The organism is Gleimia sp. 6138-11-ORH1, assembly GCF_024814355.1.
In the GTDB taxonomy this organism is placed as follows: domain Bacteria; phylum Actinomycetota; class Actinomycetes; order Actinomycetales; family Actinomycetaceae; genus Gleimia.
Genome location: NZ_JANUXV010000005.1, coordinates 15,694 through 38,237, shown reverse-complemented (window position 1 = coordinate 38,237; position 22,544 = coordinate 15,694). Strand labels below are relative to the sequence as shown.

At 50.0% G+C, this 22,544-nt stretch carries 18 protein-coding genes; 7 read left to right on the top strand and 11 right to left on the bottom strand.

All coding sequences use genetic code 11. From position 1 onward, the window contains the following. Nucleotides 1-21: 21 nt before the first annotated feature. The gene (locus NXS08_RS06405) at nucleotides 22-4,821 is read right to left on the bottom strand and encodes a DUF3418 domain-containing protein (protein WP_259138627.1); all 4,800 of its coding nucleotides are present in this window, start codon (nucleotides 4,819-4,821) and stop codon (nucleotides 22-24) included. A gap of 160 nt (nucleotides 4,822-4,981) precedes the next feature. Between NXS08_RS06405 and NXS08_RS06400 the strand changes: the two genes are divergently transcribed. Further along, a complete protein-coding gene (locus NXS08_RS06400) occupies nucleotides 4,982-5,974 on the top strand; it encodes a PfkB family carbohydrate kinase (protein WP_259138625.1) in 993 nt (330 codons plus the stop codon). A gap of 91 nt (nucleotides 5,975-6,065) precedes the next feature. On the opposite strand, the gene NXS08_RS06395 is transcribed toward NXS08_RS06400, so the two are convergent. Further along, a complete protein-coding gene (locus NXS08_RS06395; protein ID WP_259138623.1) occupies nucleotides 6,066-6,833 on the bottom strand; it encodes an alpha/beta fold hydrolase in 768 nt (255 codons plus the stop codon). A gap of 157 nt (nucleotides 6,834-6,990) precedes the next feature. Here NXS08_RS06395 and NXS08_RS06390 point away from each other — a divergent pair, with 157 nt between their 5' ends. The 4 genes from NXS08_RS06390 to NXS08_RS06375 all read left to right on the top strand — a co-directional run bounded on the left by NXS08_RS06390 (nucleotide 6,991) and on the right by NXS08_RS06375 (nucleotide 10,000). Continuing rightward, nucleotides 6,991-7,314: a YtxH domain-containing protein gene (locus NXS08_RS06390; RefSeq protein ID WP_259138622.1), complete on the top strand. Its 324-nt coding sequence runs from the start codon at nucleotides 6,991-6,993 to the stop codon at nucleotides 7,312-7,314. A gap of 68 nt (nucleotides 7,315-7,382) precedes the next feature. Further along, on the top strand, nucleotides 7,383-8,456 hold the full coding sequence (locus tag NXS08_RS06385; RefSeq protein WP_396232258.1) for a VIT1/CCC1 family protein: 1,074 nt from the start codon (nucleotides 7,383-7,385) through the stop codon (nucleotides 8,454-8,456). A gap of 13 nt (nucleotides 8,457-8,469) precedes the next feature. Continuing rightward, nucleotides 8,470-9,168, top strand: coding sequence for a trimeric intracellular cation channel family protein (locus tag NXS08_RS06380; protein ID WP_259138618.1), 699 nt, complete (start codon nucleotides 8,470-8,472; stop codon nucleotides 9,166-9,168). A 91-nt stretch (nucleotides 9,169-9,259) separates the two neighbouring features. Beyond that, nucleotides 9,260-10,000, top strand: a complete 741-nt coding sequence (locus NXS08_RS06375; protein WP_259138616.1) for an HNH endonuclease family protein — start codon at nucleotides 9,260-9,262, stop codon at nucleotides 9,998-10,000. 80 nt (nucleotides 10,001-10,080) lie between these two features. Here the strand turns inward: NXS08_RS06375 and NXS08_RS06370 are convergent, their stop codons facing one another. The 4 genes from NXS08_RS06370 to pgm all read right to left on the bottom strand — a co-directional run bounded on the left by NXS08_RS06370 (nucleotide 10,081) and on the right by pgm (nucleotide 15,489). Beyond that, nucleotides 10,081-11,340, bottom strand: coding sequence for an App1 family protein (locus tag NXS08_RS06370; protein ID WP_259138614.1), 1,260 nt, complete (start codon nucleotides 11,338-11,340; stop codon nucleotides 10,081-10,083). Between the two features lie 12 nt (nucleotides 11,341-11,352). After that, on the bottom strand, nucleotides 11,353-12,237 hold the full coding sequence (locus NXS08_RS06365; protein WP_259138612.1) for a GRP family sugar transporter: 885 nt from the start codon (nucleotides 12,235-12,237) through the stop codon (nucleotides 11,353-11,355). Nucleotides 12,238-12,298: 61 nt separating this feature from the next. After that, on the bottom strand, nucleotides 12,299-13,513 hold the full coding sequence (locus NXS08_RS06360) for an MFS transporter (protein WP_259138610.1): 1,215 nt from the start codon (nucleotides 13,511-13,513) through the stop codon (nucleotides 12,299-12,301). Nucleotides 13,514-13,809: 296 nt separating this feature from the next. Continuing rightward, nucleotides 13,810-15,489 (bottom strand): phosphoglucomutase (alpha-D-glucose-1,6-bisphosphate-dependent), encoded by a 1,680-nt coding sequence (gene pgm, locus NXS08_RS06355; protein ID WP_259138608.1) that lies wholly within the window; start codon nucleotides 15,487-15,489, stop codon nucleotides 13,810-13,812. A 160-nt stretch (nucleotides 15,490-15,649) separates the two neighbouring features. On the opposite strand from pgm, the gene NXS08_RS06350 reads away from it, so the two are divergent. Together NXS08_RS06350 and NXS08_RS06345 are read left to right on the top strand one after the other, a co-directional pair. Continuing rightward, nucleotides 15,650-16,534, top strand: coding sequence for a DUF5926 family protein (locus tag NXS08_RS06350; protein WP_259138605.1), 885 nt, complete (start codon nucleotides 15,650-15,652; stop codon nucleotides 16,532-16,534). Between the two features lie 89 nt (nucleotides 16,535-16,623). Further along, nucleotides 16,624-17,451 carry a glycosyltransferase family 2 protein gene (locus tag NXS08_RS06345; RefSeq protein ID WP_259138602.1) on the top strand — a complete coding sequence of 276 codons (828 nt, stop codon included), beginning with the start codon at nucleotides 16,624-16,626 and terminating at the stop codon, nucleotides 17,449-17,451. A gap of 15 nt (nucleotides 17,452-17,466) precedes the next feature. Here NXS08_RS06345 and NXS08_RS06340 read toward each other — a convergent pair whose 3' ends face one another. Genes NXS08_RS06340 through NXS08_RS06320 form a run of 5 tightly spaced genes read right to left on the bottom strand, consistent with a single transcriptional unit; the run spans nucleotide 17,467 to nucleotide 22,544 of the window. Then, complete coding sequence (locus NXS08_RS06340) at nucleotides 17,467-18,267, bottom strand: RDD family protein (protein ID WP_259138599.1); 801 nt, start codon at nucleotides 18,265-18,267, stop codon at nucleotides 17,467-17,469. Between the two features lie 54 nt (nucleotides 18,268-18,321). Further along, nucleotides 18,322-19,635: a DUF58 domain-containing protein gene (locus tag NXS08_RS06335; RefSeq protein WP_259138597.1), complete on the bottom strand. Its 1,314-nt coding sequence runs from the start codon at nucleotides 19,633-19,635 to the stop codon at nucleotides 18,322-18,324. Beyond that, the gene (locus NXS08_RS06330; protein ID WP_259138595.1) at nucleotides 19,632-20,630 is read right to left on the bottom strand and encodes a MoxR family ATPase; all 999 of its coding nucleotides are present in this window, start codon (nucleotides 20,628-20,630) and stop codon (nucleotides 19,632-19,634) included. Before NXS08_RS06330 ends, NXS08_RS06335 begins: the two co-directional genes overlap by 4 nt. After that, the gene (locus NXS08_RS06325; protein ID WP_259138593.1) at nucleotides 20,623-21,846 is read right to left on the bottom strand and encodes a DUF4350 domain-containing protein; all 1,224 of its coding nucleotides are present in this window, start codon (nucleotides 21,844-21,846) and stop codon (nucleotides 20,623-20,625) included. The genes NXS08_RS06330 and NXS08_RS06325 overlap by 8 nt, the downstream gene beginning before the upstream one ends. Beyond that, the gene (locus tag NXS08_RS06320; protein WP_259138591.1) at nucleotides 21,846-22,544 is read right to left on the bottom strand and encodes a hypothetical protein; all 699 of its coding nucleotides are present in this window, start codon (nucleotides 22,542-22,544) and stop codon (nucleotides 21,846-21,848) included. Before NXS08_RS06320 ends, NXS08_RS06325 begins: the two co-directional genes overlap by 1 nt.

Genomic DNA, 22,544 nt, shown 5'->3' with positions numbered 1-22,544 from the left:
GGAAGCAGTTTTTTGCCCGCCCTAGTTAAGCAGATTCCACAGGCGCTTTAAGGAAACTTTCTGCGAAGTACCCAGCTCTTGGGCGAATAAAGATACGCGCAGTTCTTCAAGAAGCCATTTGGCTTCGATTAGCCTGGCTTGCCGAGTGGTTTCGGTGGGCGCAGTCACCTGCATTAGCTGGTTGATTTCTGCTGCCAGCTCAGCGATTTCCTGCTGGATTTCTTGGTCGCGGTTGAGGGCGCTCGCGGATTGGGCGGCTTTTTTCAGGCGTAGTTCGTCAGCTTTTATGAAGCGCGCTATGTGCGGTAACCATTGAGCGGGAATGTGGGTGAAGAAACGGTCGTTTATTAGAGTGTTGGCGTGGGTTTTTATCTGCTGATTTACTTTTAGCAGTGACTGGGTGGCGTGGGTTTTGCGAGTGTTTTCTAAGCTGGCAGAGGCTTCCAGGGCTTTGCTGAGGTAGCCGATTAGTTCGTAGATTTTGTCTTCTAAACGTTGTTTCACCCAGTTGGATAACTCGTTGTAGGCTGAGCGAGTTCGTATCAGTACTGGGTTTGTTGGGTAGCTGGTTAAGAGGGCGCGGGTGGCGGCCAGGTGGGCTTCGTAGACGAGGGTTTGTGTGTTTGGGTAGGGGGAGGCCGCTAACATGAGGGCTTCGGCTCCGCTCCAGCGGGTGGTTACGCGGGTGGGGGTTAGAGCTAACTGGGTTAAGAGCAGGTGGGTTAGTCCTTCGCGGTGGGCTTGGTCGGCTTCCGCTAAGGTGGTGAAGATACTGGTTCCGGCGCGGTATTCTAAGCCGGTTGTGGGGTTGGCGCACAGCGCGGGGTAGGCGCGTACCTGTAGTCCTGTGACTGCGGTTGCGTCAATGTCTTTGGGGAGTGCGTCATCGGTTAAGCCGGTTGTTGGCCAGTTTGTGAGCGCGGGGATTTCTGTGAAGTTTTGGGTGAAAAGCTGGTTGGGGTCAGTTGTGTTGGGGTCAGTTGTAGTTTGCGGTTTCCGAGGGCGTTGGGGGGCGTCTTTTCCTGTGGGTGAAGCTGATTTTTTCTTGGGTTTTCCGCGTTCTTGTTGGGCTTCGAGGGCGGTAGCTAAAGCGGTTTTTAGGGCGGTACGGACGGCTTTTTGACTGCGTCCGGCAAGTTCTTTTTGAAGCCATAAGAGGTCTTTACCGGCTTTGAGTTCTTTGCCTTTTTCGTCTACCACGATATAGGTGAACTGTAGGTGGGCGGGTAGTTCTACTTCAGCTATAACTTCTGAAGGTACGTCAATGCCTTTTAGGGTGCGTACGGCGCGAGTGAAGGCTGCGTGAAAGTCTGGAATTTCGAGGGAATGGGTGGTTCCGGGAATGAGTGGTTCTGCCGGAGGTGAGGTGGGTTTTTCGTCATCTCGGCGTGTTACGCTTCGGGGAGTTGTATGGTCATCTCGGCGTGTTACGCTTCGGGAAGGGGAGGGTTTCTTTGCGTTGCTTTGCCGGACGGTGCCGGTGGCGGCCCCCCAGTCAGCTAAACGAGCTAAAGAGGCTTCTAAAGACAGGGGATCATCTGCTTGAGAACTATTTTCGGTAGATGGCAAAAGCAGGTCGCTAACTTCGCCCTCGGCAGAAGTTTCCCCCCATATGTGCGTGCGAATCCAACCAGCTATTTGACGAGCCACATCCGGAGCGGGAACTAACTGCTGGCGCACCGATTTAGGCAGCCCACGGATAACCGCAGTTAAAAGTTCTTCCAACATTCCTGGAACCAGCCAGGCGAAACCAAGCTCACTAACGCGAGGAAGTAAAGCCAACGGAATCTGCACGCTCACCCCGTCACGGGCAGAACCGGGATCAAACTGATAGTGCAACGGGAACTCTAAATCACCTTGGCGCCAAACCGTAGGGAAATCAACAGCACTTAAATCACTGGCATCAGGTAAAAGTGCCTTTTTAGAAAGCAGCAAAATCCGCTTATTGCGCTGGCGCTTCCACCAACTATCAAAATGCGTTGCGGAAACAATCGAATCAGGTAAACGCTCATCATAGAAAGCGAAAATCGTTTCCTCACTGACCACCCCACCGGTACGCAGACGCGCTTCTTCTGCATGAATCTCATCTAAAACCCGCTGATTATCAGCTAAAAACTTATGGTGAGTACGCCAATTATTTTCCACCAGCGCGTTGCGAATAAACATTTCTCTGGCAATTTCAGCAGGCGTTAAAGGCGTTAAAGGCGCTACCGTTTCGGTGCGCTGTCCAATACTGAATCCACTTCCGGTGGAAGCATCCAAATTAACTGAAGCCGGTAAGTTACCTAAAAGAACTTCTTTATCTGCAGTGAGGGTTAAACCGTAAATCGTGACTTTTTCGCGGACTAAAGCAGCTCCGCGGGTAGCTGACCAAAAAGGTTCAGAATAAGAACGTTTCACTAAGTTCGGGGCAATCTGCTCCACCCACTCTGGGCGAATCCGCGCCACGGTACGCGCAAAAAGCCGAGACGTTTCCACCAGCTCAGCAGCCATCACCCAATCGTAGTGTTTACGCGCCAAACCAGAGCCAGGCCAAATCGTGAAAACTGTGCCCCGCGCCCCCAAGTAAGCGCTTTTTTGCGGGCTATAAGCTCCCAGGTTAGAAAGTAAACCAACTAGCAGAGCCTGATGAATCAAATCAGCATTACGTGCAGAAGTTTTTTCCGTAAAAGACTTCACGGCACTAACCGCAGCTAAGGAATCACCTTTGGCCAGCCCCTGCATATTTTGAGCTTTCACAATCTCAGCTTTAGAAGGTAAGGAAAGTGGCTCTAAGTTTAGTTTTAGTGGTTTTGCCAACTCGATCAGCTGAGTAACGACATCTTCCCACTCTCGAAAACGCAGGTAGTGTAGGAACTCGCGTTTACATAGTCGGCGCAGCGCAGAGTTAGAAAGCTCTCGGTCATTTACCCGCAGGTATCGCCACAAGTTTAAGTAGGTTAGGAAATCAGACGTGGGATCTAAGAAACGGGCGTGTGCTAAATCAGCTTCTGCCGCAGCTGCTTCGGGGCGTTCACGCACATCCTGCATTGATAAAGCAGCGACGATTACCAGTACTTCGGAAGCACAACTTAGCTTTACGGATTCCAAAAGCATCCGCCCTAACCGCGGGTCTATGGGAAGTTTAGCTAAATCTCTACCAATTTTAGTTAGTTGCAACTGGTGCTTATCAACGGTAATCGCACCTAACTCACTTAAAAGGGCCACACCGTCTTTAATTGCTTTAGGGGCGGGAGCGTCCAAAAAAGGGAATTTTTCAACTAAACCTAACCCTAAAGCAGCCATCTGTAAAATAACTGACGCTAAAGAAGTACGTAGAATTTCAGGTTCCGTATAGTGGGGGCGAGCGTCAAAATCACGTTGCGCATAAAGGCGAATACAAATCCCGTCAGAGACGCGCCCGCATCGGCCACTTCGCTGATTAGCGCTGGCTTGTGAAACAGGTTCGATGGGAAGCCGCTGCACTTTAGTGCGGTTAGAATAACGGGAAATACGCGCTAAACCAGGGTCGATCACGTATTTTATACCCGGCACAGTAAGGGAGGTTTCAGCTACGTTAGTGGCTAAAACAATCCGCTGACGCGGGTGGGTAGTAAAGATTAGTTGCTGCTCTGCCGCGGAAAGCCGCGAATAAAGCGGCACGACTTCAACTGCGTCTAACGGAGAATCAGCTTGGGCGTGCCCGGCTTTTAGGAAACGCGTCCCTAAATGCTCTTTTAACGCGTTAGTGGCGTCGCGAATATCTCTTTCCCCCGGAAGAAAAACTAAGATATCACGGTCAGTGGCTGTAGCGTCGGCTTCTTCGCACAGCTCATCAACCGCCGCGCAAAGAGCCGTCAAATAGTCAATGTCTTGCCCATAGCCGTAACCGTTTAAAGCCAGGTCATCGTCGGGGTCTTCTAAAACTAGGTTCTTAAATTGTTCTTCGGTTTCAAAGCCGCCCTCGCTACCATTGTCAGCCGCTGCCTGCCCGGCGTTGGACTGAGGTGAAGCTGGTAAAGGAGGTTCACTGGGGCTTAGGGGACGGTAGCGAATTTCCACGGGGAAAGTCCGTCCGCAAACACGTATCACCGGAGCGGGATTACCCGCCGAATCAGCAAAGTGCTTAGCGAAACGCTGCGAGTCAATAGTGGCAGAGGTGATGATGACTTTTAGGTCTTTACGTTTGGGAAGTAGCTGCTTTAAGTAGCCTAAGAGGAAATCAATATTGAGTGAACGCTCGTGGGCTTCGTCAATGATGATGGTGTCATATTGGCGTAAAAGCGGGTCATTTTGGATTTCGGCAAGCAAAATGCCGTCAGTCATGAGTTTAACCAGCGTATGCTGGGAAACTTCGTCAGTGAAACGCACCTGGTATCCGACTATGCCCGTTCCCCCCACGGTGGTGGAAAGTTCTTCGGCTATGCGGGAAGCAACTGCGCGGGCAGCTAAACGCCGTGGTTGCGTATGCCCAATCAAGCCTTTTACGCCCCGCCCCAGTTGCAAACAGATTTTTGGAAGCTGAGTGGTTTTCCCTGAACCGGTTTCCCCCGAAACAATTACTACCTGATGGTTTTTGATTGCCGCGGCTATCTCTGCGCGTAAGGCGGTTACAGGGAGGTTTTCAGGATAGTCAATTACGGGAATCGAAGCGGCGCGGGCAGCTAGTTGTTCAGGGGAGTAACTTTTCCGCGCGTGCCTACGCTGTTTTTTCGGCAGAGTTTTTTGCGAATTTTTCCGAGGACGCCGGTTAAAGCCCCCTGATTTACCGCCGTGAGTTTGCCCCGGCCGGTCTGTACTGGAGGTACGTGCTTGTGAAAAATGAGCTTGAGAATCTGCCACCTTCTTAGTTTACGGGTTTTCCGGCAATGACGTACCTTGAGAATTTGTGGGCGGGAGGGAAGCTGTGGGCTTTTGGTGTTGATGTACCTTGGGAAAACAAGGGTTTCTTGAAGGAGCTTTTTAGAGTACTGTTTGCCTCCAGTAATGGCATAATCGGGGTATGCAAGCAGTTTTCATTGGACTTACCACTTTAGACGTAGCGCAATTGGTTTCTAAAACGGTTGCGGAAAATCAAAAAGTAACTTCCTTAGCGCAACTAATTTGCGCTGGCGGGCCCGCCACTAACGCAGCAGTTACATTTGCACGGTTGGAAGCGAAAAAAGCAGCCGCATCCCAAAATCAAACAAAGGTACGTCCTTATATTAAAACGAGTTTGCTCAGCGCCCTCGGGAAAGGAAAAACCGCTGAAATAATCCGTGCAGATCTGCAAGAAAACCAAGTAAATGCCTATGATTGCACCGACTTTGGGGACGCAACGCAAACTGATTTCACTACCGCGGTATCAACGATTTTTGTAAACCGAAGTAACGGTGCCCGCACTTTAGCGAGCACTAACTCGCGCTTGCCACTGACTGTGCAGCTGGTGGAACCTGTGGTGAATGACCAGCCAACCGCAGTGATGCTGGTAGATGGGCATAACCCGAAACTCGCAGAAGCGGCTTTGAAAGCGCACCTGCCACAGGCCCACTCAGTCGAATCTTTCGCAGCAGCTGACCCTTTTGCAGCGGTAGAAACCAAACCAAACTATCTGCGGATTCTTGATGGCGGCTCTTGGAAACCTTGGCTACCCTCGCTCCTTCCCTTCATCGACGTTGCGATTATTTCTGCAGATTTCACCACTCCTTTAGGAGGAGGGTTAGAATCCACCGTTGAATTCTTACGCGGATTTGGGATTACGAAAGTAATCCAAACTAATGGGGAAGCGTCGGTTCGCTGGTTTTGGGAAAACGAAACTGGGCAGGTGGAAGTGCCCCAAGTAGAAACAGTTTGCACACTGGGAGCGGGAGACATTTTCCACGGGGCTTTCGCCTGGTACTGCGCTGACCAAGGAAACTTGCAATCCACCGGGCAGGTGGTGAAGGCAATCGAGTTTGCCAGTTCAATCGCAGCAAAATCAGTGCAGACGTTTGGAACTCGCCCAGATAACTGGTGAACGGCTTACCCTAAAGCAAACACCTAAAAAACCTTGCCGGAACATTAATAAACCCAGCCGGAACAGCTAGCAGCGGGAACAGCTAGTAAACTTAGCGCACAGGCAAATGCTGCGTCACCCACTGCACAGACTGGTTCTTTAAGAAATCTGCGCCCTCGCCCAACCCAAAACGATACTTGCGAGTAATTTCCAAATGCGAACCAGCTGGGAAAAGCTCTTTAGCGCCCTCGGTCAGCTCAAGTAAACCACGATCCTCATCAGCCAAATCGTGAATAATCAGCAGCGGAACATTAACAGCTGCGAAAATATCTTCCGTCCGATTCAAAGACAGATCCAGCAGAGTTTGCCGAGAAATCACAAAGAAATCCCGCTCCGCACAAGAATCGTCAGGAATCCGCGCGTGCCCTAATTTCTCGAGGTCGTCCAATTGCGACGAATCAAAAATAAGATTCCACGGAATCGATAACTGACCGGCAACTAAAGAAGTAAGCACCATCGTTTCCACCCGCGCCGGGCAAGCTTTCAACGCGGGAAGCGTCCCGAAACTGTGCGCATGTAACGCCTGCCGGTCAAACCCCTGGTCAGCCAACCAGTTAGAGGCAGAATGAAGATCCTCAACCTGATTTTGTAAGGTGATTACGTCATCGTCCGAAGTACCACACCCAGAATAATCAAACTCTAAAGTCGCGTAACCAGCCGCCCGGTAGGCGGCTGCTAACCGGTCAAAATGTTCACCAGAATGACGGTCAGCTAAAAACGAATGCGAAAAAATCACAGCACAATCAGTGGCGTCAACTGGATTGACGAAAGTGCCGGAAAGATTCTTACCTCGCGGGGTGGGGATGCTGATTTCACTCACTCTTTAAGATTACGTGATTCAACGAGCTTTTGCTGGGGTAGTGACAAGCTGTTACATACTAAGTACAGACCCATAATAAAAGGTTTATCCCATTTATGGAGCTGGGGAAGTGAGATAAACTCAAAGAGAACAAATAACGCCTAAGAGAGGAAGCAGAATGGGAACTAAGTTCGGTTTATTCGTTGGAGCCGGTTTAGGATACGTGCTCGGAACTCGCGCTGGGAAAGAACGCTATGAACAACTGCGCACCTGGGCTACAAAAATACGCCAAAATAAACTCGTTTCCAAACCCTTAGACGCTGCCGCTGAAAAAGTCTCAGACGCAGTTCGTAAAGGCGGAGAAGCTGCCACCGACAAAGTAGTTTCCCTGGTAAAAGAACAACTTTTCGGACAATCCCAAACGCGAGTTGAATACGTTGAAGCGGAAGTAGTTGAAGTAGAAGTATCCTCAGAACAAAACCAAAATACCGAAAACAAATAGGATTTTGCGTGACTGAAGAAAAAGCCGGGCAACCCACTGCCGAACAAATTAAACGGTGGCGCCGCTACATGGCGGAAGAACGCATGGAAGGGCGAACCTACCGGGAAATGGCGGCGAAACGCACCGGGGAAGAAGCTGAGATCCTCCGCGGATTAGCAGAAGCCGAAAAACGCCACGAGCAGTATTGGCGTGACCGACTGGGTGAACACGCCCACCCGGAACCAAAACCCCCCGTAGGTTCACGAATCCTAGCGACTTTAGCGCGACTTTTCGGCTCAATTTTCGTCCTCGCCCTAGCCCAACGCGCCGAACAGCGTAGCGGCTACGACACGGACAGTGACGCAACTGCCGAAATGGCTGCTGATGAGCATATTCATGAAGAAGTTGTCCGCGCTTTAGCAGCCCGCTCCCGCGAAAATATGTCCGGAACTTTCCGCGCCGCAGTTTTCGGCGCCAACGACGGACTGGTTTCTAACCTGGCGCTAATATTAGGAATTGCCGCCACTGGCACGTCTAACCTGATAGTAATAATCACCGGATTAGCGGGTCTTTTAGCAGGCGCACTTTCAATGGGTGCAGGAGAGTACATTTCAGTAGCTTCCCAACGTGACCTGTTGGAAGCATCAGACCCAGATCCTCAAGCTCACCGCGCCTTAACTAAACTAAATGTGAATGCGAATGAGTTAGAACTGGTGTTTCGCGCTCGCGGAGATTCTCCGCAGCAAGCTGCTTCTCATGCGGCTACGTTATTTGCAGCGATTAACAAACCCGAAACGGATGTTTCTACCGGTTTTATGGTAACTCGCATGTCGATGCTGGGCAGTAATTATGCGCGTACCGCCACGAATCAGCATATTTCAATTGGTACGGCTTTAAGTGCTGCCGTTTCTTCTTTCTGTTTCTTCGCTACGGGTGCTTTACTTCCTTTGCTTCCTTTCTTATTTGGGCTTTCTGGTTTAACTGGGGTGGTGGTGGCTACCGCACTGGTGGGAGTTGCCTTACTGCTGATTGGGGGAATAGTGGGGATTTTGTCAGGGAAACCACCGTTTTTGCGGGGGGTTCGTCAGCTGGCGGTTGGCTACGGGGCTGCGGCGGTGACTTACTTTTTGGGTTGGATTTTTGGGGTAGCGGCAATAGGTTAGTTGGTGATTGCTGATGGTGACTGGATACGCTTGGTTGGATTATTTAAATGAGAGTTTGCCGGATTTATTTCGAGTAATCGATTTAACGGGAGTTTTCTTAAACGGCATTATTGGCGGTCGGATTGCTCGGCAAAAACATTTTGATTTTGTGGGGTTTGCGGTGTTGGCAATCATGTCTGCTTTAGGTGGGGGGATTGTACGTGACGTAATGTTACAAGCTGGCCCGCCGGTGGCATTGACGGACCCTTACTATTTGGTGACGGCTTTATCCGGTGCTTTGATTGCGTTTTTGTGGAAGTTAGATTCTAAGTGGTCGGTGCGAATGATTATTTTCGCTGACGGAGTGGTTTTGGGTACTTGGGCAGCAACGGGTGCGATTAAGACGCTTAGTTTGGGGTTTGGCGTGATGCCGGCTTTGATGCTGGGGGTAATGACAGCTGTGGGGGGTGGCATGATCCGCGATGTTTCTTCAGGAAGTGTTCCCATGGTTTTTGGGGGGAATAATCTTTATGCGACGCCAGCTTTTGTTGCTTCGTTGATTACGATTGGGTTTTTCTATTTGGAGTTGCCGATGTTGGGAATGTTGGTGGCAACTATTGTGGGTTCGTCTTTCACAGTGTTGGCGCATTGGCGGAAGTGGCGGTTGCCAACTAATCCGGAGTGGACTTTGGACTTGCGGAATTTTAAGTCTCGCGCCCGCTGGGGAAATTAACAATTTCACTTGGTTTTTCCACAGATTTCAGAAAAATACACAGGTTTTCCACAAGTGGCTGTGGATAGAATAGTTTTCGAGGGCGGTGAAAATGGTTTCAACTGGAAATAATCCTCCAAAAAAGTCAGCTAAATTTGGGGTTTCCAAAGCAGACCTTTTTATTTACGCAGTAGTAGCTTTGCTTGCCTTAGTGTTATTTTTTCTTCTGAATCCAACTATTGGCAGAAACCTTTTTTGGGGAAAACGAGTTGAAGATTTACCGGCTTCGCAGGCGAAAACTGCTTTGCTGTCTCTAAAGGTGCGTGATAAAGAGCAAGCCCCGGAATATAGGAGAGAGGTTTTCGGGCCAAGCTGGGAGGATACGGATAATAATGGGTGTGATACTCGAAATGATGTTCTGCGTAGAGATTTAACGCAGGTAGAGTTCAAAAAGGGGCGCCCTCGTAACTGTGTGGTTAATCGGGGTGTCTTAGAGGACCCGTATACGGGAAAGCGAATAGATTTTGTTCGTGGGCCAGAGACTTCCCCTGTAGTGCAGATAGACCATGTGGTTGCTTTGGGGGACGCTTGGCGAGCCGGGGCTTACCAGTGGGGTTTTGCTAAGCGAGTAGAGTTTGCGAACGACCCTGAGAATCTACTGGCAGTAGTTGGTTACGCGAATGAGGATAAGGGAAGGCAACGTGCGGACGAGTGGCTTCCGCCTAACTCGCAGTATCACTGTGCTTATGTGGCTAGGCAGATTAGGGTGAAAGCTAAGTGGGAGCTGTCGGTTACTTCCGCTGAGAAAGAAACGATGATTGCGGTGCTGGCGAAGTGTCCCGCCGTGGAATAAGGTATACCAGCAGTAAGTCGGGTTAAAAGCAGAAAACCGAGGTCGCTTTTAGTCGCTTAGGAAACCAACGGTAAATGCGTTTACCGGTAGCTTGATTTTATAAGACCACTAATCCGACCTTGACGAGCTAAATCAAAACCATCATGCCCCACGTAAACGGGAATAGTATCGGGAACGCCCTCGAAAACCTGCGAAAGCTGCCCTAAGGCACTGGGCTTGCCAGAAGAAAGAATCAGCTCAGCGGGAGTGAGCGTGCGAATCATAATCCCAGCTACGCGATCTGGGAATTCTTTCGCAAATTCGGCGTAAAGTTGCGGGTCATGCTGACCGTCGTCACCTACTAGGAACCACTTGATATGCGGAGCCAGTTGGGTTAGTCGGCGTAGTTCTTTTCGCTTATGCTCAGGGCCGGAACGGAACCAACCAGTTTGGGAGGGGCCCCAGTCGCTCATCAGAGGAATGCCAGCGGGGAAAATACCGCGGGCCAGGAAACGCCGCAAACTGGGCGCTACGTTCCAAGCGCCGGTTGAAAGATAGACGGTAGGAGGCAGGAATTTCTTCACCTGTTCTGAATCTGCCAAGGTTTTAGTGGCGTGAGAATGGGAGAGGAATTGCAGGAATTTACTCATTCCCGGAACTGCCTGCCGGTCTGAAACGTAGGTGAAGAAAGCATTTTTAGCGGCCACGATGGGGCGTGGAAGCCAAGAAATCATTACCGTGTCATCTACGTCAGAAATAATGCCATGCGATTCTTGGGTGGAAATAATCCGCACGGGCACCAGCATGGGTTTGGAAGCTCGCACGCGTTTATCCCCGCGTTCCACGGCTCTTGCGTCTAAGGCTTGGATGGTGGCGATTTGCCAGCCGGGTTCCAGCGCGTGATTTTTGAGGACTACATCCACGTAGCCACCTCGGTCAGCGTTGAGGACTTTGCGAGCTTTTCCGAGGGTTACTAAGACGGGTTGGAAGGGGATTTGCGCGTCAATGAACTGGCGCCAACCCCGTTCGCCACGCGAGTCGGAAGAAGTTGGGTCGCCGCTGGGGGATTGATAGTTTTCTCCGAGGGCGTCGGCTATCAGGTTCACGCCGGGAAGTTTCACTGAGGTAGCCAGTTCTGCTACGTCGTGAACAGTGGGGACCCCAACATTTTTTGCCCAGGCTTCGAAACGTTCTTCGAAAGGAGTGGGGGACATGAGAGCGCGCCCAATGATGCGGGCTTCAGTTTCTGACCCTACACCGCCGTAGCCGATCATTTCAGGACGCCAACCTAGCTCGTGCATTAGTTGCGCGATGGTGGCGTTAAAGAAGTCTCCGAAACGGGTTACTGCTGTAAGAATCACCTTAATAGCCTATCAATTAATTTCGTAGCTTTTGGCTATACCTAATAGGATTCCACCGGTTACTACCAGGGCAATGCCTATAAATACGAAGATTTTTTCTTTCTGGCTTCGTTTTTCTCCCAGAATGTAGATTCCTCCCAGGGTGGAAATAACTACCCCTAGCTGTGAGAGGGTGAAGCCGGTGGCAATGCCCAGTTTGGTCGCGGAAGTAAGTAACGCTAAGTTACCTAAGGCCCACATCATGCCGGGAACCATTAGAAAAGTTAGTTTTCGGTTTAGGACTGGAACGGGGTCGATTGGGCGCAAAAGTACGGTGAAGATGATTCCGCAGGTGAGGATAGAGATTCCCATAGGGCCCAGTACGTCTTCGGTGGGAAGCTTATAGTATTGGAACATTGCCGGATAGATGGCGTAGAACATTCCAGAAATAATCGAAGCGGTCATGCCTTTTTTAAGGTTGAAAGTTCCGGTTTGGACGGAGGTTTTTTCATGCCAACTGGTGGAGTAGATGCCGGTGATAATCATAGTCAGGGCAGTGAATCCCAGGGTGAAAGCTATGGGGGAACGCCATTCCCCTAATAGGAGCACTCCAATTAGAGCATTTTGTACAAGTTGCACGCCGACAATGACGGGCATGGATCTGGAGACGCCTTGGTATTTGAATGCTAGGAGAAGAAATACTTGACCGCAGGACCAGAACACGGCTCCGAGGAAACCAAGGGTGAATGTGTGCAGTGACCAGCTGTGGTTGATGAGGGGAAGTAGGCACAGGGAGAGAGTGCCAGCTCCCAAAGCTAACCCGAGGTTTTGTTGTCGAGGTTTTCCGCCGATGTATCCGGTTAATACGTTCATACCTCCGAACATGAGGGAGGGGAGTAAACTGATTAGCAGGTCCAAGCTGGTGTCCTTTGTGAATTTTGATTGTGTTGAAAACAGTATTTAGAGGAAGCTTAGCAGATTAGTGTGTTCCCATTACGTCAGTTGCTTGGGAGGCTTTTCGCAGAATTGGAATGGCTGCTAGGGTGATAGTAGCCATTACCCAGGCGGCTACAATCGCGACGGTGAAGCCACCGGCTGAGTTGGTGTGGTCAATGATTCTTCCGGTGAGTGCCGCCCCTAAGGAAATGCCGATGGACATGAAGGTGGACATCCAGGTGAGGCCTTCGGTGAGTTGGTTTGCAGAAACGGTGCGTTGCACCATGGTGTTTACGTTAATCATGGTGGGGCTGATAGTGAAGCCGGTGATGAACATGGTTAGCGCCATGGAGAAGTTTGTATTTGAGAAGGTGATGAGAGTAGTTCCAATTGCCAGGGCGGTTACGCCTAAGACGAATAGTTTCCATAGGGGAAAACGCCAGGTGCGGGAGCCGTAGAGAAGTCCGGCAACCATTGATCCGGCGGCGAAGATTCCCAGGAGGACGCCGGCCATGGTTTTATTTCCGAGTTCGTCAGTGAAGGCCACTACGGCTACGTCGATGGAACCGAAAACTGTTCCCGCACATAGGTATACCAGTCCGAGGGAGAGGATTAACGGGTGGAGAATGATCTGCGTTTGCGGTCCACTTATCTGCTTTACATTTGCGGGTGGTTCAGTGGCTTTTTGGCTCAGTAGCCAGGCTCCACCGGTGAGCGTGAAAGTGATTGCTAGAACTAAACCGGCAGCGGGGTGAATACTGGTGGTTAGGAGAGTAGCTAAAACGGGACCCACAACGTACACGAATTCGTCGATGGTGGATTCCATAGCGTAGGCAGTGTGCATTTGCGCTGGAGTTTTCACTACCATAGTCCAGCGCGACCTGACTAAGGCTCCCAGTGATCCTGAAGAAGCTCCGGCAATTGAAGTGAAGAGGTAAAGATAGAGCGGAGCTGCTTTAAGAAAGGCGCTGCTGATTAGTAACCCCAGGGCGGTGACGCAGATTATTAAAGCTGGTGTCATTATTTTTGCTTGCCCGTAGCGGTCTACGAGTTTGGCCAGGAGAGGAGCGAAAATCGCATAGGAAATTATACTGGCTGCGCTGACTTGCCCCGCTAAAGTATAAGAGTCATAAAGGGCAGTAATCATGAGAATTTGCGCGATTCCAACTATAGACATAGGGAAACGCGCAATTAGTCCGGCGGCAGAAAATTGCCAGGCTCCGGGGATACTTAAGATTTCACGATAGTTTTTCAGCACATTCAAATTCTAGCGGTATGCCGGGAATTAATTACCCTCGACAGTGGTGAGATACTGCTTACCTTGGGATGGGAGTTTTTACTTGAAAACCTGTAAACTTTCATAAAGTTTTCCTGAAAAGATTGAAGTGAGCTTGGAACAAAGCCAAAGCCCTGCTGGATTAGCAGTCACGCGCCAAGCCGTTTGGGATCCAGAGAAACAAGTGGAGAAGTATTCCATTATCTATCGTGTGGTAAAAGGAAAAGGGAGTCACTCGCATCTACGAGTCACTCCCTAATCCAAATAAAACTGGGAAACTACTGTGCTAAAGCGTCAGAAACAACCACTTTCGCCTGCTCTTGTACCAGCGCCAAATGGTCTGCTCCCAGGAAACTTTCCGCATAAATTTTATATACGTCTTCCGTGCCAGATGGACGTGCCGCAAACCAAGCGTTCTCAGTAGTTACCTTTAGCCCGCCAATCGCCGCTCCATTTCCTGGAGCTTCAACTAACCGAGCCGTAATCTCTTCACCGGCCAGCTCAGTAGCGGTCACATCAGCAGGTGAAAGCTTCGCCAATTTCGCTTTTTCTTCTCGCGTAGCTGCTGAATCAATCCGCGCATACGCAGAAGCCCCAAAGCGCTCCACCTGCTCTTTATGTAACTGTGAAGGAGTCTTGCCGGTAACAGCAATCATTTCAGCAGCTAACAAGCACAGGATGATTCCGTCTTTGTCGGTAGTCCACACAGTCCCATCCTTACGTAAGAAAGACGCTCCCGCAGACTCTTCCCCGCCGAAACCAACTGAACCATCCAGCAAACCGGGGACGAAATACTTGAAACCAACCGGAACTTCCACCAAATCGCGACCCAAATCAGCCACTACTCGGTCAATCAGCGCGGAAGACACTAAAGTCTTACCCACCGCACAGTCCTTACGCCACTTAGGGCGATGATTAAATAAGTATTCAATAGCCACCGCCAAATAATGGTTAGGATTTAACAAACCATCAGCAGTAACAATCCCATGGCGGTCAGAATCCGCATCATTACCATGTGCCACATCATAGGGAGTCTTCCCAGAAGCATCCGGAGTCATCAGCTTACGTAACGAAGCCATTGCATTAGGAGAGGAACAATCCATACGGATCTTTCCATCCCAGTCTAAAGTCATGAAACGCCACGTAGGATCAACCTTCGGATTAACCACCGTTAGATCCAGACCGTAGTGTTCACCGATGGCCGCCCAGTAATCTACCGAAGCGCCACCAAGCGGGTCAGCTCCAATACGCACGCCAGCATTACGGATCGCATCCATATCAATAATGGAACTTAAGTCCGCAACGTAATTAGCGCGGAAATCATAGCGATGCACCCGCGGGTGTTCCAACAAATCATTTGCCGTGTAACGAGCTACCGCAGACCAACCCGAAGCTAAAATCTCATTTGCGCGAGCAGCAATCACACTGGTTGCGTCAGAATCAGCTGGACCACCATGGGGAGGATTGTACTTAAACCCGCCATCACGCGGAGGATTATGCGACGGAGTCACCACAATCCCATCAGCTAAACCAGAACCAGACAAACGCACTCCAGTTGGAGTCCCCGCCCCATTAGCTTTCAAAATAGCGTGAGAAACCGCGGGAGTAGGAGTATAAGAGTTACGGCTATCAACATAAACATCAACCCCAGCGGCAACTAAAACTTCCAAAGCTGACCGCCACGCAGGCTCAGACAACGCGTGAGTATCACGTCCAATAAACAAAGGGCCATCAAACCCCTGCGCCTTGCGATACTCAACAATCGCAGCCGTGGTAGCCACAATATGAGCCTCATTAAAAGCCCGATCCAAAGAACTACCGCGGTGACCGGAAGTTCCAAAAACAACCTTTTGATCAGCCACATTCACATCAGGCTCTAACTCGTAGTACGAGTTTAAAAGCTCTTCAACATTAATTAAATCTTCTGGTTTGGCAACAGTGCCCGCTCTTTCATGCATAAACCCATTTTCGCAGGAAGAAAACGATTTGTCACAGTTTTAACCACCCCACCTGTAAAAGCACTCAAAAACTCGGTAAAATAAGGCGAAACCGTAAAACTAACCAGTACCGTGGGGCGCCGCCCTCGGGAAAGAAAAACTGGACAGAAAGAAGAAAAACATGGGCAAAGCCTCTCGCCGTAAAAAAGTAACCGGACCAATCAAACCAGCCCTGCCAGTAATCCCCCACGTAGCACGCCCCTTTGCTGGGCTACCCGCAGAACGCGAATTGGTTGCCATGCGAGAAATCCTCCCCGCAGCCACCCTTAAAGCAAAACTAACCAAAGAATACGGCGAAAAAGAAATCACCTTTGTAACCGTCCTCCCAGATGCCGCTACTGCGATGATCCGCGCCGATGGTGAAATCCTCATCGCCCTGCAAACCCGCTCCCGCACTGGCGACAACAGCCACGACCTGGGAGTTGCAATCGTAGCTGCCCTCGATCACGCAAAACTGGTTGAAGCAGGAGAAGCCGAACCAGCCGTAATCGCCGTAGATGTCCGCGTAGCCGGCCCCCGCTTAGATGAAATCGTTGCCGAATACGACAAACTGGAACTCAAAGGCGACCTGGGATTCTGGTTGGCGCCCGGCTCAGCAAAAGCCGCTGAAGCCAAAGCCGCAATCGAAGAATCAGCCACCGAACTTATCCCCACCAAAGCAATCCCCGGTACCAACCACACCTACTGGCACGACATGACCAAAATCTTCGTACGCTGGATCCGTGACGAGGACGAAACAGAACTACTTACCGCCCTCGCCCGCCTAGGAGCAGCCGATAAACTAACCCTGGGACGCAACTCCCGCTGTATCGGCGCGTTCCGTGCCGCCGGACTATCTATCCCCGTCTTTGAATTCCCAGAAAAAGTAGACGCAGAAGAACTTACAGACGCAGTACAAACTCTGGAGAAAGAACTCGAAAAAGCCTTACAAACAACTGAACCACTGAGTGAAACCGAACGGAGAGTCCGCGCCGGACTGGTCTCACGCCAAGTCTCACTCCGCTAAAGTGAAAAGCCCCGAGGAAACTCGGGGCACAAATTCACTTAACCCACGGACAAATAATCCCCAGCCTGGACGCACTTACTGGAGCAACCATGGAAACCACCCGTCGGCAAAACAAAATCGCAGTAGTTATCCCCGCTCATAATGAAGCCAGACGAATCGCCGCCACTGTGCGCGCCTGCCGCGCCCTCCCGGGCGTAGACTTACTCATCGTAGTAGATGACGGTTCAGCAGATAACACCCAAGACTACGCTCGCGGAGCCGGAGCCGTAGTAGTCCGCCACGCAGTGAACCGTGGAAAAGCATCCGCTATGGAAACCGGAGTGAAAGTTGCTGCTATGCGCGACCTCGAAAATGGAAAACCCCGGGATATTCTCTTTCTCGACGCAGACTTAGCAGACTCAGCAGTAGAAGCAACTGCCCTAATAGAAATCCTCCAAACCGGCCAAGTCGATTGCGCGATAGCCACCCTACTTCCGGCGAAACAACCGAAGAACAAAACCGCAGTCAAACTAGCGCGCAAAGCAATCTACCGAGCCACCGGGTGGAAACCACAATGCCCCCTTTCAGGCCAACGCTTAATCACCCGCCAAGCCCTGGATCAGGTCATGCCATTTGCAAACGGTTGGGGAGTGGAAGTAGGCATGACCATTGACCTGCTAAGAGCTGGCTTTACCGTCCAGGAAGTCCCCTGCGATTTCAGCCACCGCGACTTGGGAACAGATGTTGTTGGAAAACTCCATGGCGCAGAACAATACAAAGATGTACTACTGGCTGTCGCCAGCCGAAAATTAGCCAGAATGAAACAGCTTTTCACCGTGAAAGATGGACAAAAAGTAAGCCGCCAGCAAATGAAAAACGCGATCCAAACCGCTACCAGCAAACAGGGCCCCGGAATTCCCTATCACCTAGAATTCTAACCGGAGCATAAACTATCACTGTCTTAAAAGCGTCCGCGCAATCTTCTGATTAGCTAAAGCCCGCTGCGTGGCGCGCCGACTACGCTCAGCTAAAATCGCACTAATAAAAACTTCCGGATGAGGCATTTGGGCGGGAAGTGGGTAAACGAATTCTTGTAGTTGCTGGGCTAACTGTAAACCAATTTCCTGACGTGAAGCTGGCGCTAGAGTGTCTTTACGCAGCAAAAACTGGCGGGCACTTAAAGCTGTAGGGGTAGGAATACTCCCAATATCAGCAGAACTTGCCCAAGCTTCCATTTCTTTAGGCATCAAGATCGGCTGGGTAAGCCGCAACGGGATCCGATCAACGATTACCAGCGTGCCCGCAGCGAAATCACCAACGCGCAAACCATGTTTTGAAAAAAACACGCTTACCGCGGCAATAGATCCAGCTGATAACCAGATTTCAATCACTCCAATCATGGCGCGAGTAAAAGCATGTCGGAAAGAAATCGCCCCATGATCAGTGCGTACCACCCGCGTCCCCATGATGAACCGCCCCACAGATTTACCTTTAGAAAGCGTTTCAATTAACGTGGGCATAACTACAAGGAAGAACACAATCACACTAATTGAAATGGTGCGGGCAATAGCGGCGTTACTGAAAAGAAGGTAATTGGAAAAAGTATAAAAAACCGCACTAATAAGCAAAACAGTGATAAAAGCGTCAATCAGGGCTGCGGAAATACGTTGAACAGGGCTTGCCTTGGGGACATCCAGAGCCACCCCCTCGCCAACGATAATATCGTCAGCAACTAAGTGATTTTGGGTTTCCATGACAATCCTTTCAAAATAAGCGAAACAAAAACGCCTATAGAATCTTCTTTTAATTTAAAGTTCTGCTTGGGATTTCAACAGTAGATAATGATCAACCACCTTCATAGGAAGTGACTGGGGAGTTCCCTCCACAATTGAAATTCCGGCAGTTCGTAACCCTTGGAGAGCTTTTTCATGGTCATCTCGCACTGAGATCGCTGCGGCAGCGGTATAAAGATCAGTCTTAGAATTACGTTGTTCAGTTAAATCCGTTAAATCAGGGTCGATAACTGAAGCAATTAGTACCTTAGTGCGCTTACGTAAAGTAGCTAAAACTGGAAGCAAAGAAGCCTCCAGAATATGCGGTTCCACCGGAGAGAAAATCACCAGTAGGGAAAGCTTATTACCGAACTCATTTAACGAGTGAGCCAATTTATTCCAATCAGCTTCGATAATCTCTGCCGGCAGCTCAGTCATGGTTTTAGACATGGCATTTAACACCTGATTGCGCTGGGGAAGAATACACTTGGCGCGCACAGCTTGAGAGCCAGCCACTAAAGAAATATTGTCATTTGCTTTAGCACAAACACCAGCAAGTAAAAGAGCTGCATCCATTTGCGCATCCAAACGAGAAACATCCCCTAAACGCACTGCTGACACTCGGGAAGTATCTAACAGCATCATAATGTGACGATCCCGCTGAGGGCGCCAAGTGCGTACTATAATAGATTCCCCGTGGCGGGCGGTTGCCCGCCAGTCAATCGAACGTACATCATCACCATCAACCCATTCGCGCAGTGAATCAAATTCAGTTCCCTGCCCACGCTGTTTAGCTAACGCTTGCCCCTCGGCGATTTGTAGTTTCGCCAGCGCCCTCGGAAGCTGTTTGATTGACGGAAATGCAGGGAGGGCTTCTAAAAATGTAGCAGTCTTAAAGGAAAGCTGTCTGCCACCTAAACCAAATGGCCCCCAGGAACGCACTGTCACATGGTCTGCCCACAACTTTCCTCTCCGCGCCGGAAGTAAAGGAGTCTCCACGTAGCTTGGCTCTTCTGGAAGCAACTGGACTGTATGCCGATTTCCAAAGTGCTTTTCTAAGTTCGGGTAACCAGCTTGGGCGCTGGGCTGCCAAGCGTCCCGGACTTGGATTTTCATTTTTTTCGGACTGCGCAGCTCAATGATTGAAGCAGACGGCTGCAAGGCACGTACTGTTTTCGGCTGTTCTCTGCGGATGCTGAGCAACCGAAGATTGGGAGCCAGCAGCACGTCAATAAGAACAAGTAAAGCTACGAACAGGGACCAGCTGGTCACTGTAAGAATCGTTGGTTTCCATACAACCAGTGGTAGCCCTAAAAGGACCAGCACTGGCGTGCGCCAGCTAATAATCATCGCGGTACCGGTACTGAATCCAATGCAGAGCTAAGTACGTTTTCAATATTCACACCTTCTAGTTCTGCTTCTGGGCGTAGTGCTAAACGGTGCGCAATAGTTGGTTTAGCCAGCATTTTCACGTCATCTGGGGTGACAAAGTCACGGCCAGAAAGCCAAGCCCAAGCGCGAGAAGTTGCCAGCAAAGCCACCGCAGCACGAGGGGACATTCCATAGGAAAGGGAAGGGGACACTCGGGTGGCTCGGGCAATATCAACAATATAACCGGAAACTTCAGGGCTGATAGAAACCTGCTTCACAGCGGCAATGCCCGCTTCAATATCCGCTGCAGATGCAACTGGACGTAGACCGGCCGCATCAAGGTTGGAAGCATCAAATCCGGCGGCGTGACGATTAACAATCTCAATTTCTTCATTACGTGCAGGAAGATCCAGTTTTAACTTCAGTAAGAAACGGTCTAACTGGGCTTCAGGAAGCGGGTAAGTTCCCTCTTGTTCAATCGGGTTTTGTGTGGCAGCAACCATGAAGGGGGAGGGCAGTCGCATTGCCTGGCCATCTACAGTAACTTGACGTTCAGCCATGGCTTCTAACAAAGACGCTTGAGTCTTAGGAGGGGTACGGTTAATTTCGTCAGCTAACAGGAGGTTGGTAAATACCGGGCCGGGACGGAATTTAAATTCGGCTTCCGCCCGGTCGTACATTAGTGAACCGGTTACGTCCCCCGGCATTAAGTCTGGGGTGAACTGAACACGTTTAGATTCTATTGAGAGGGCTTTAGAGAGGGCTCTGATAAGCAGGGTTTTCGCAGTGCCGGGAACGCCTTCTAAAAGGACATGCCCTTGGGAGAGTAGACCAATTATCAGACCGGTTACAGCCACATTTTGCCCAACTACTGCTTTAGAAACTTCCGCTTGTACTCGAAGCAGAGCGTCACGAGCTTGTGTGGAAGCGTCAGCTGGCAGGGGAGCAGCTGGGGTGGTTGGCGTATCAGACATTTGTGACCTCCTGGATAAGGGCATCGAGTTGTTTATTGAATATTACAAGTTCGTTAGCTGAACCGTTGAAAGGCTGGAACAGAAGTTGATTAATTTCTGCGGGAGTTCTATTGGTGCGAACTGAAATTACGTGTACTAAGTCAGCGTCCGTATTTTGTGAGTTCAGGTAAAGCACTCTCCGTAACCGCCGAACAGCATCGGTTTGGAGTAGGTGAGCGGTATGCTTGTTTGATTGATTTTGCGCGTATAAACGCCCCAGAGATTGGATAGTTTCCGAAGACTTAACAGTGACGGGGAGTTTTTCATAAGCTAATCTTCCGAATCTTCTACGACGTGCAACGATGACGAAGAGCATAGCAGAAATCAGCAGGTAACCAACCGGGGCTACCCAGAGGGGGAAGAACTCCTGCAAGGTTTCGTCGGGGTTTCTATTCCCCTCAGAACCTGGGTCAGTATACGTATTATAACTGTGATAGTAGACCTGAATTTTTGGAGTACGGTTTATTACGGTGATCCCTAAAGCCCCATTTTGATGATCGATAGTTTTCCGGTTGGTGAACCATGTGCCGTCAGCAAAACCAACAATCTGCGGGTGGGAGATAGTTTTCTGATCATAGTGCGTGGTTGTATTTGCTGGCCAGATTGCAATCGGTGACTGCCCGTATTTGAGGAAGCACTGATAGGGTGGGCGATGGAAACTAGAATCGTAAACGCGTTGGGTGGAGCTTACTTCATCAATTTGGCCGAAAATATCAACGGGGCAGATTCCTTTTTGTAGCGTTTCGTGCTGATCGAAATTGGGTCTGGATAGTTTTACTACTATGCCCACCTCTTCTAATGCAGTATCTGAGATACCGATTAAGACAATCCGCCGAGCCTGAGAAGACTTTTCGAAGATTTTTGCTATGTCGTAAGGGCTTGTATGGGTACTATTTATGATTACGACGGTGGTATCTTCATCTGCTTCGGGAGCAGCGTAAGCATCCGTGTAATATTCGACGCTTTCAGCATTTTTACTGAGGATTTTAAAGAAAGCTTTGGTTCCGGAGGGAGCGGCGGAATAGGGGGAGAGCTGGGCTTCCGGGGTTTGGCTGGTTACCACATGCAAGATGGTGAGGGTCATGAAAACAATCATTACCGTTGCCCAGGTGCGCCAAGATTTAAGGTGTTCTTTAATGCTTTTGGAAACGGGGGTTGCTAAACTAGGCTCGCTCATTACAGGTTCACCTCCCACTGGGGGCTAGGTATTTCTGGGGGTATGATATTTGCTGCGGTGGCATTTGCTTCGATTCGGGTTCTGAGCGCATCAGCTAAAATCAGCACAGTATTTACCGCATTTACATCTACTCTGGGAGCGGGCAAGGTGGAGTAGGCAGCCGTGTTGAAAGCCAGGGCAGATGCGTTAATAGTTTGAGTTAAGTCCGGGTAGTTTTTCCGCATTAGCAGGGCAACTTCTCCAGCTGTGCGTCCGGGAGTAACTACAATAATTTCCGCGCGGTCCAAAGTGGCTACTGCACAACGGAAAGCATTCTTCACAGCTTCGTCCGGGTTGGTTTCTCTCAGTTGCAAAGCCCACTGGTGGTATTTTTCGGGAGGAATCCGGGGGTCGATTAGCTGCTCTTCTTGTTCTTCGACAATTTCTTTTTTCCGAGGGCGCCAGGTGTACGCAATCCACGTGATTAGGGTTAAAAGAACGGTGACGAAAAAAATCGTAAGTATAATACTGGTGGTACTGGCGGCAGTATTTGTTAAGTGCCGTAGAGGAGAAAAAATTATGTCTAGTATTTCCTCAATCCAGTTTCTTTTTGATAGGTATTCCCAACGGGTAGCTTCGTCTACTAGTTCTTTTTGGAGCTTGTCTGGATCTGGGCTGTAGTCTTCAATAGTGGACAGCATAGTGAATAAAGGGAGCAT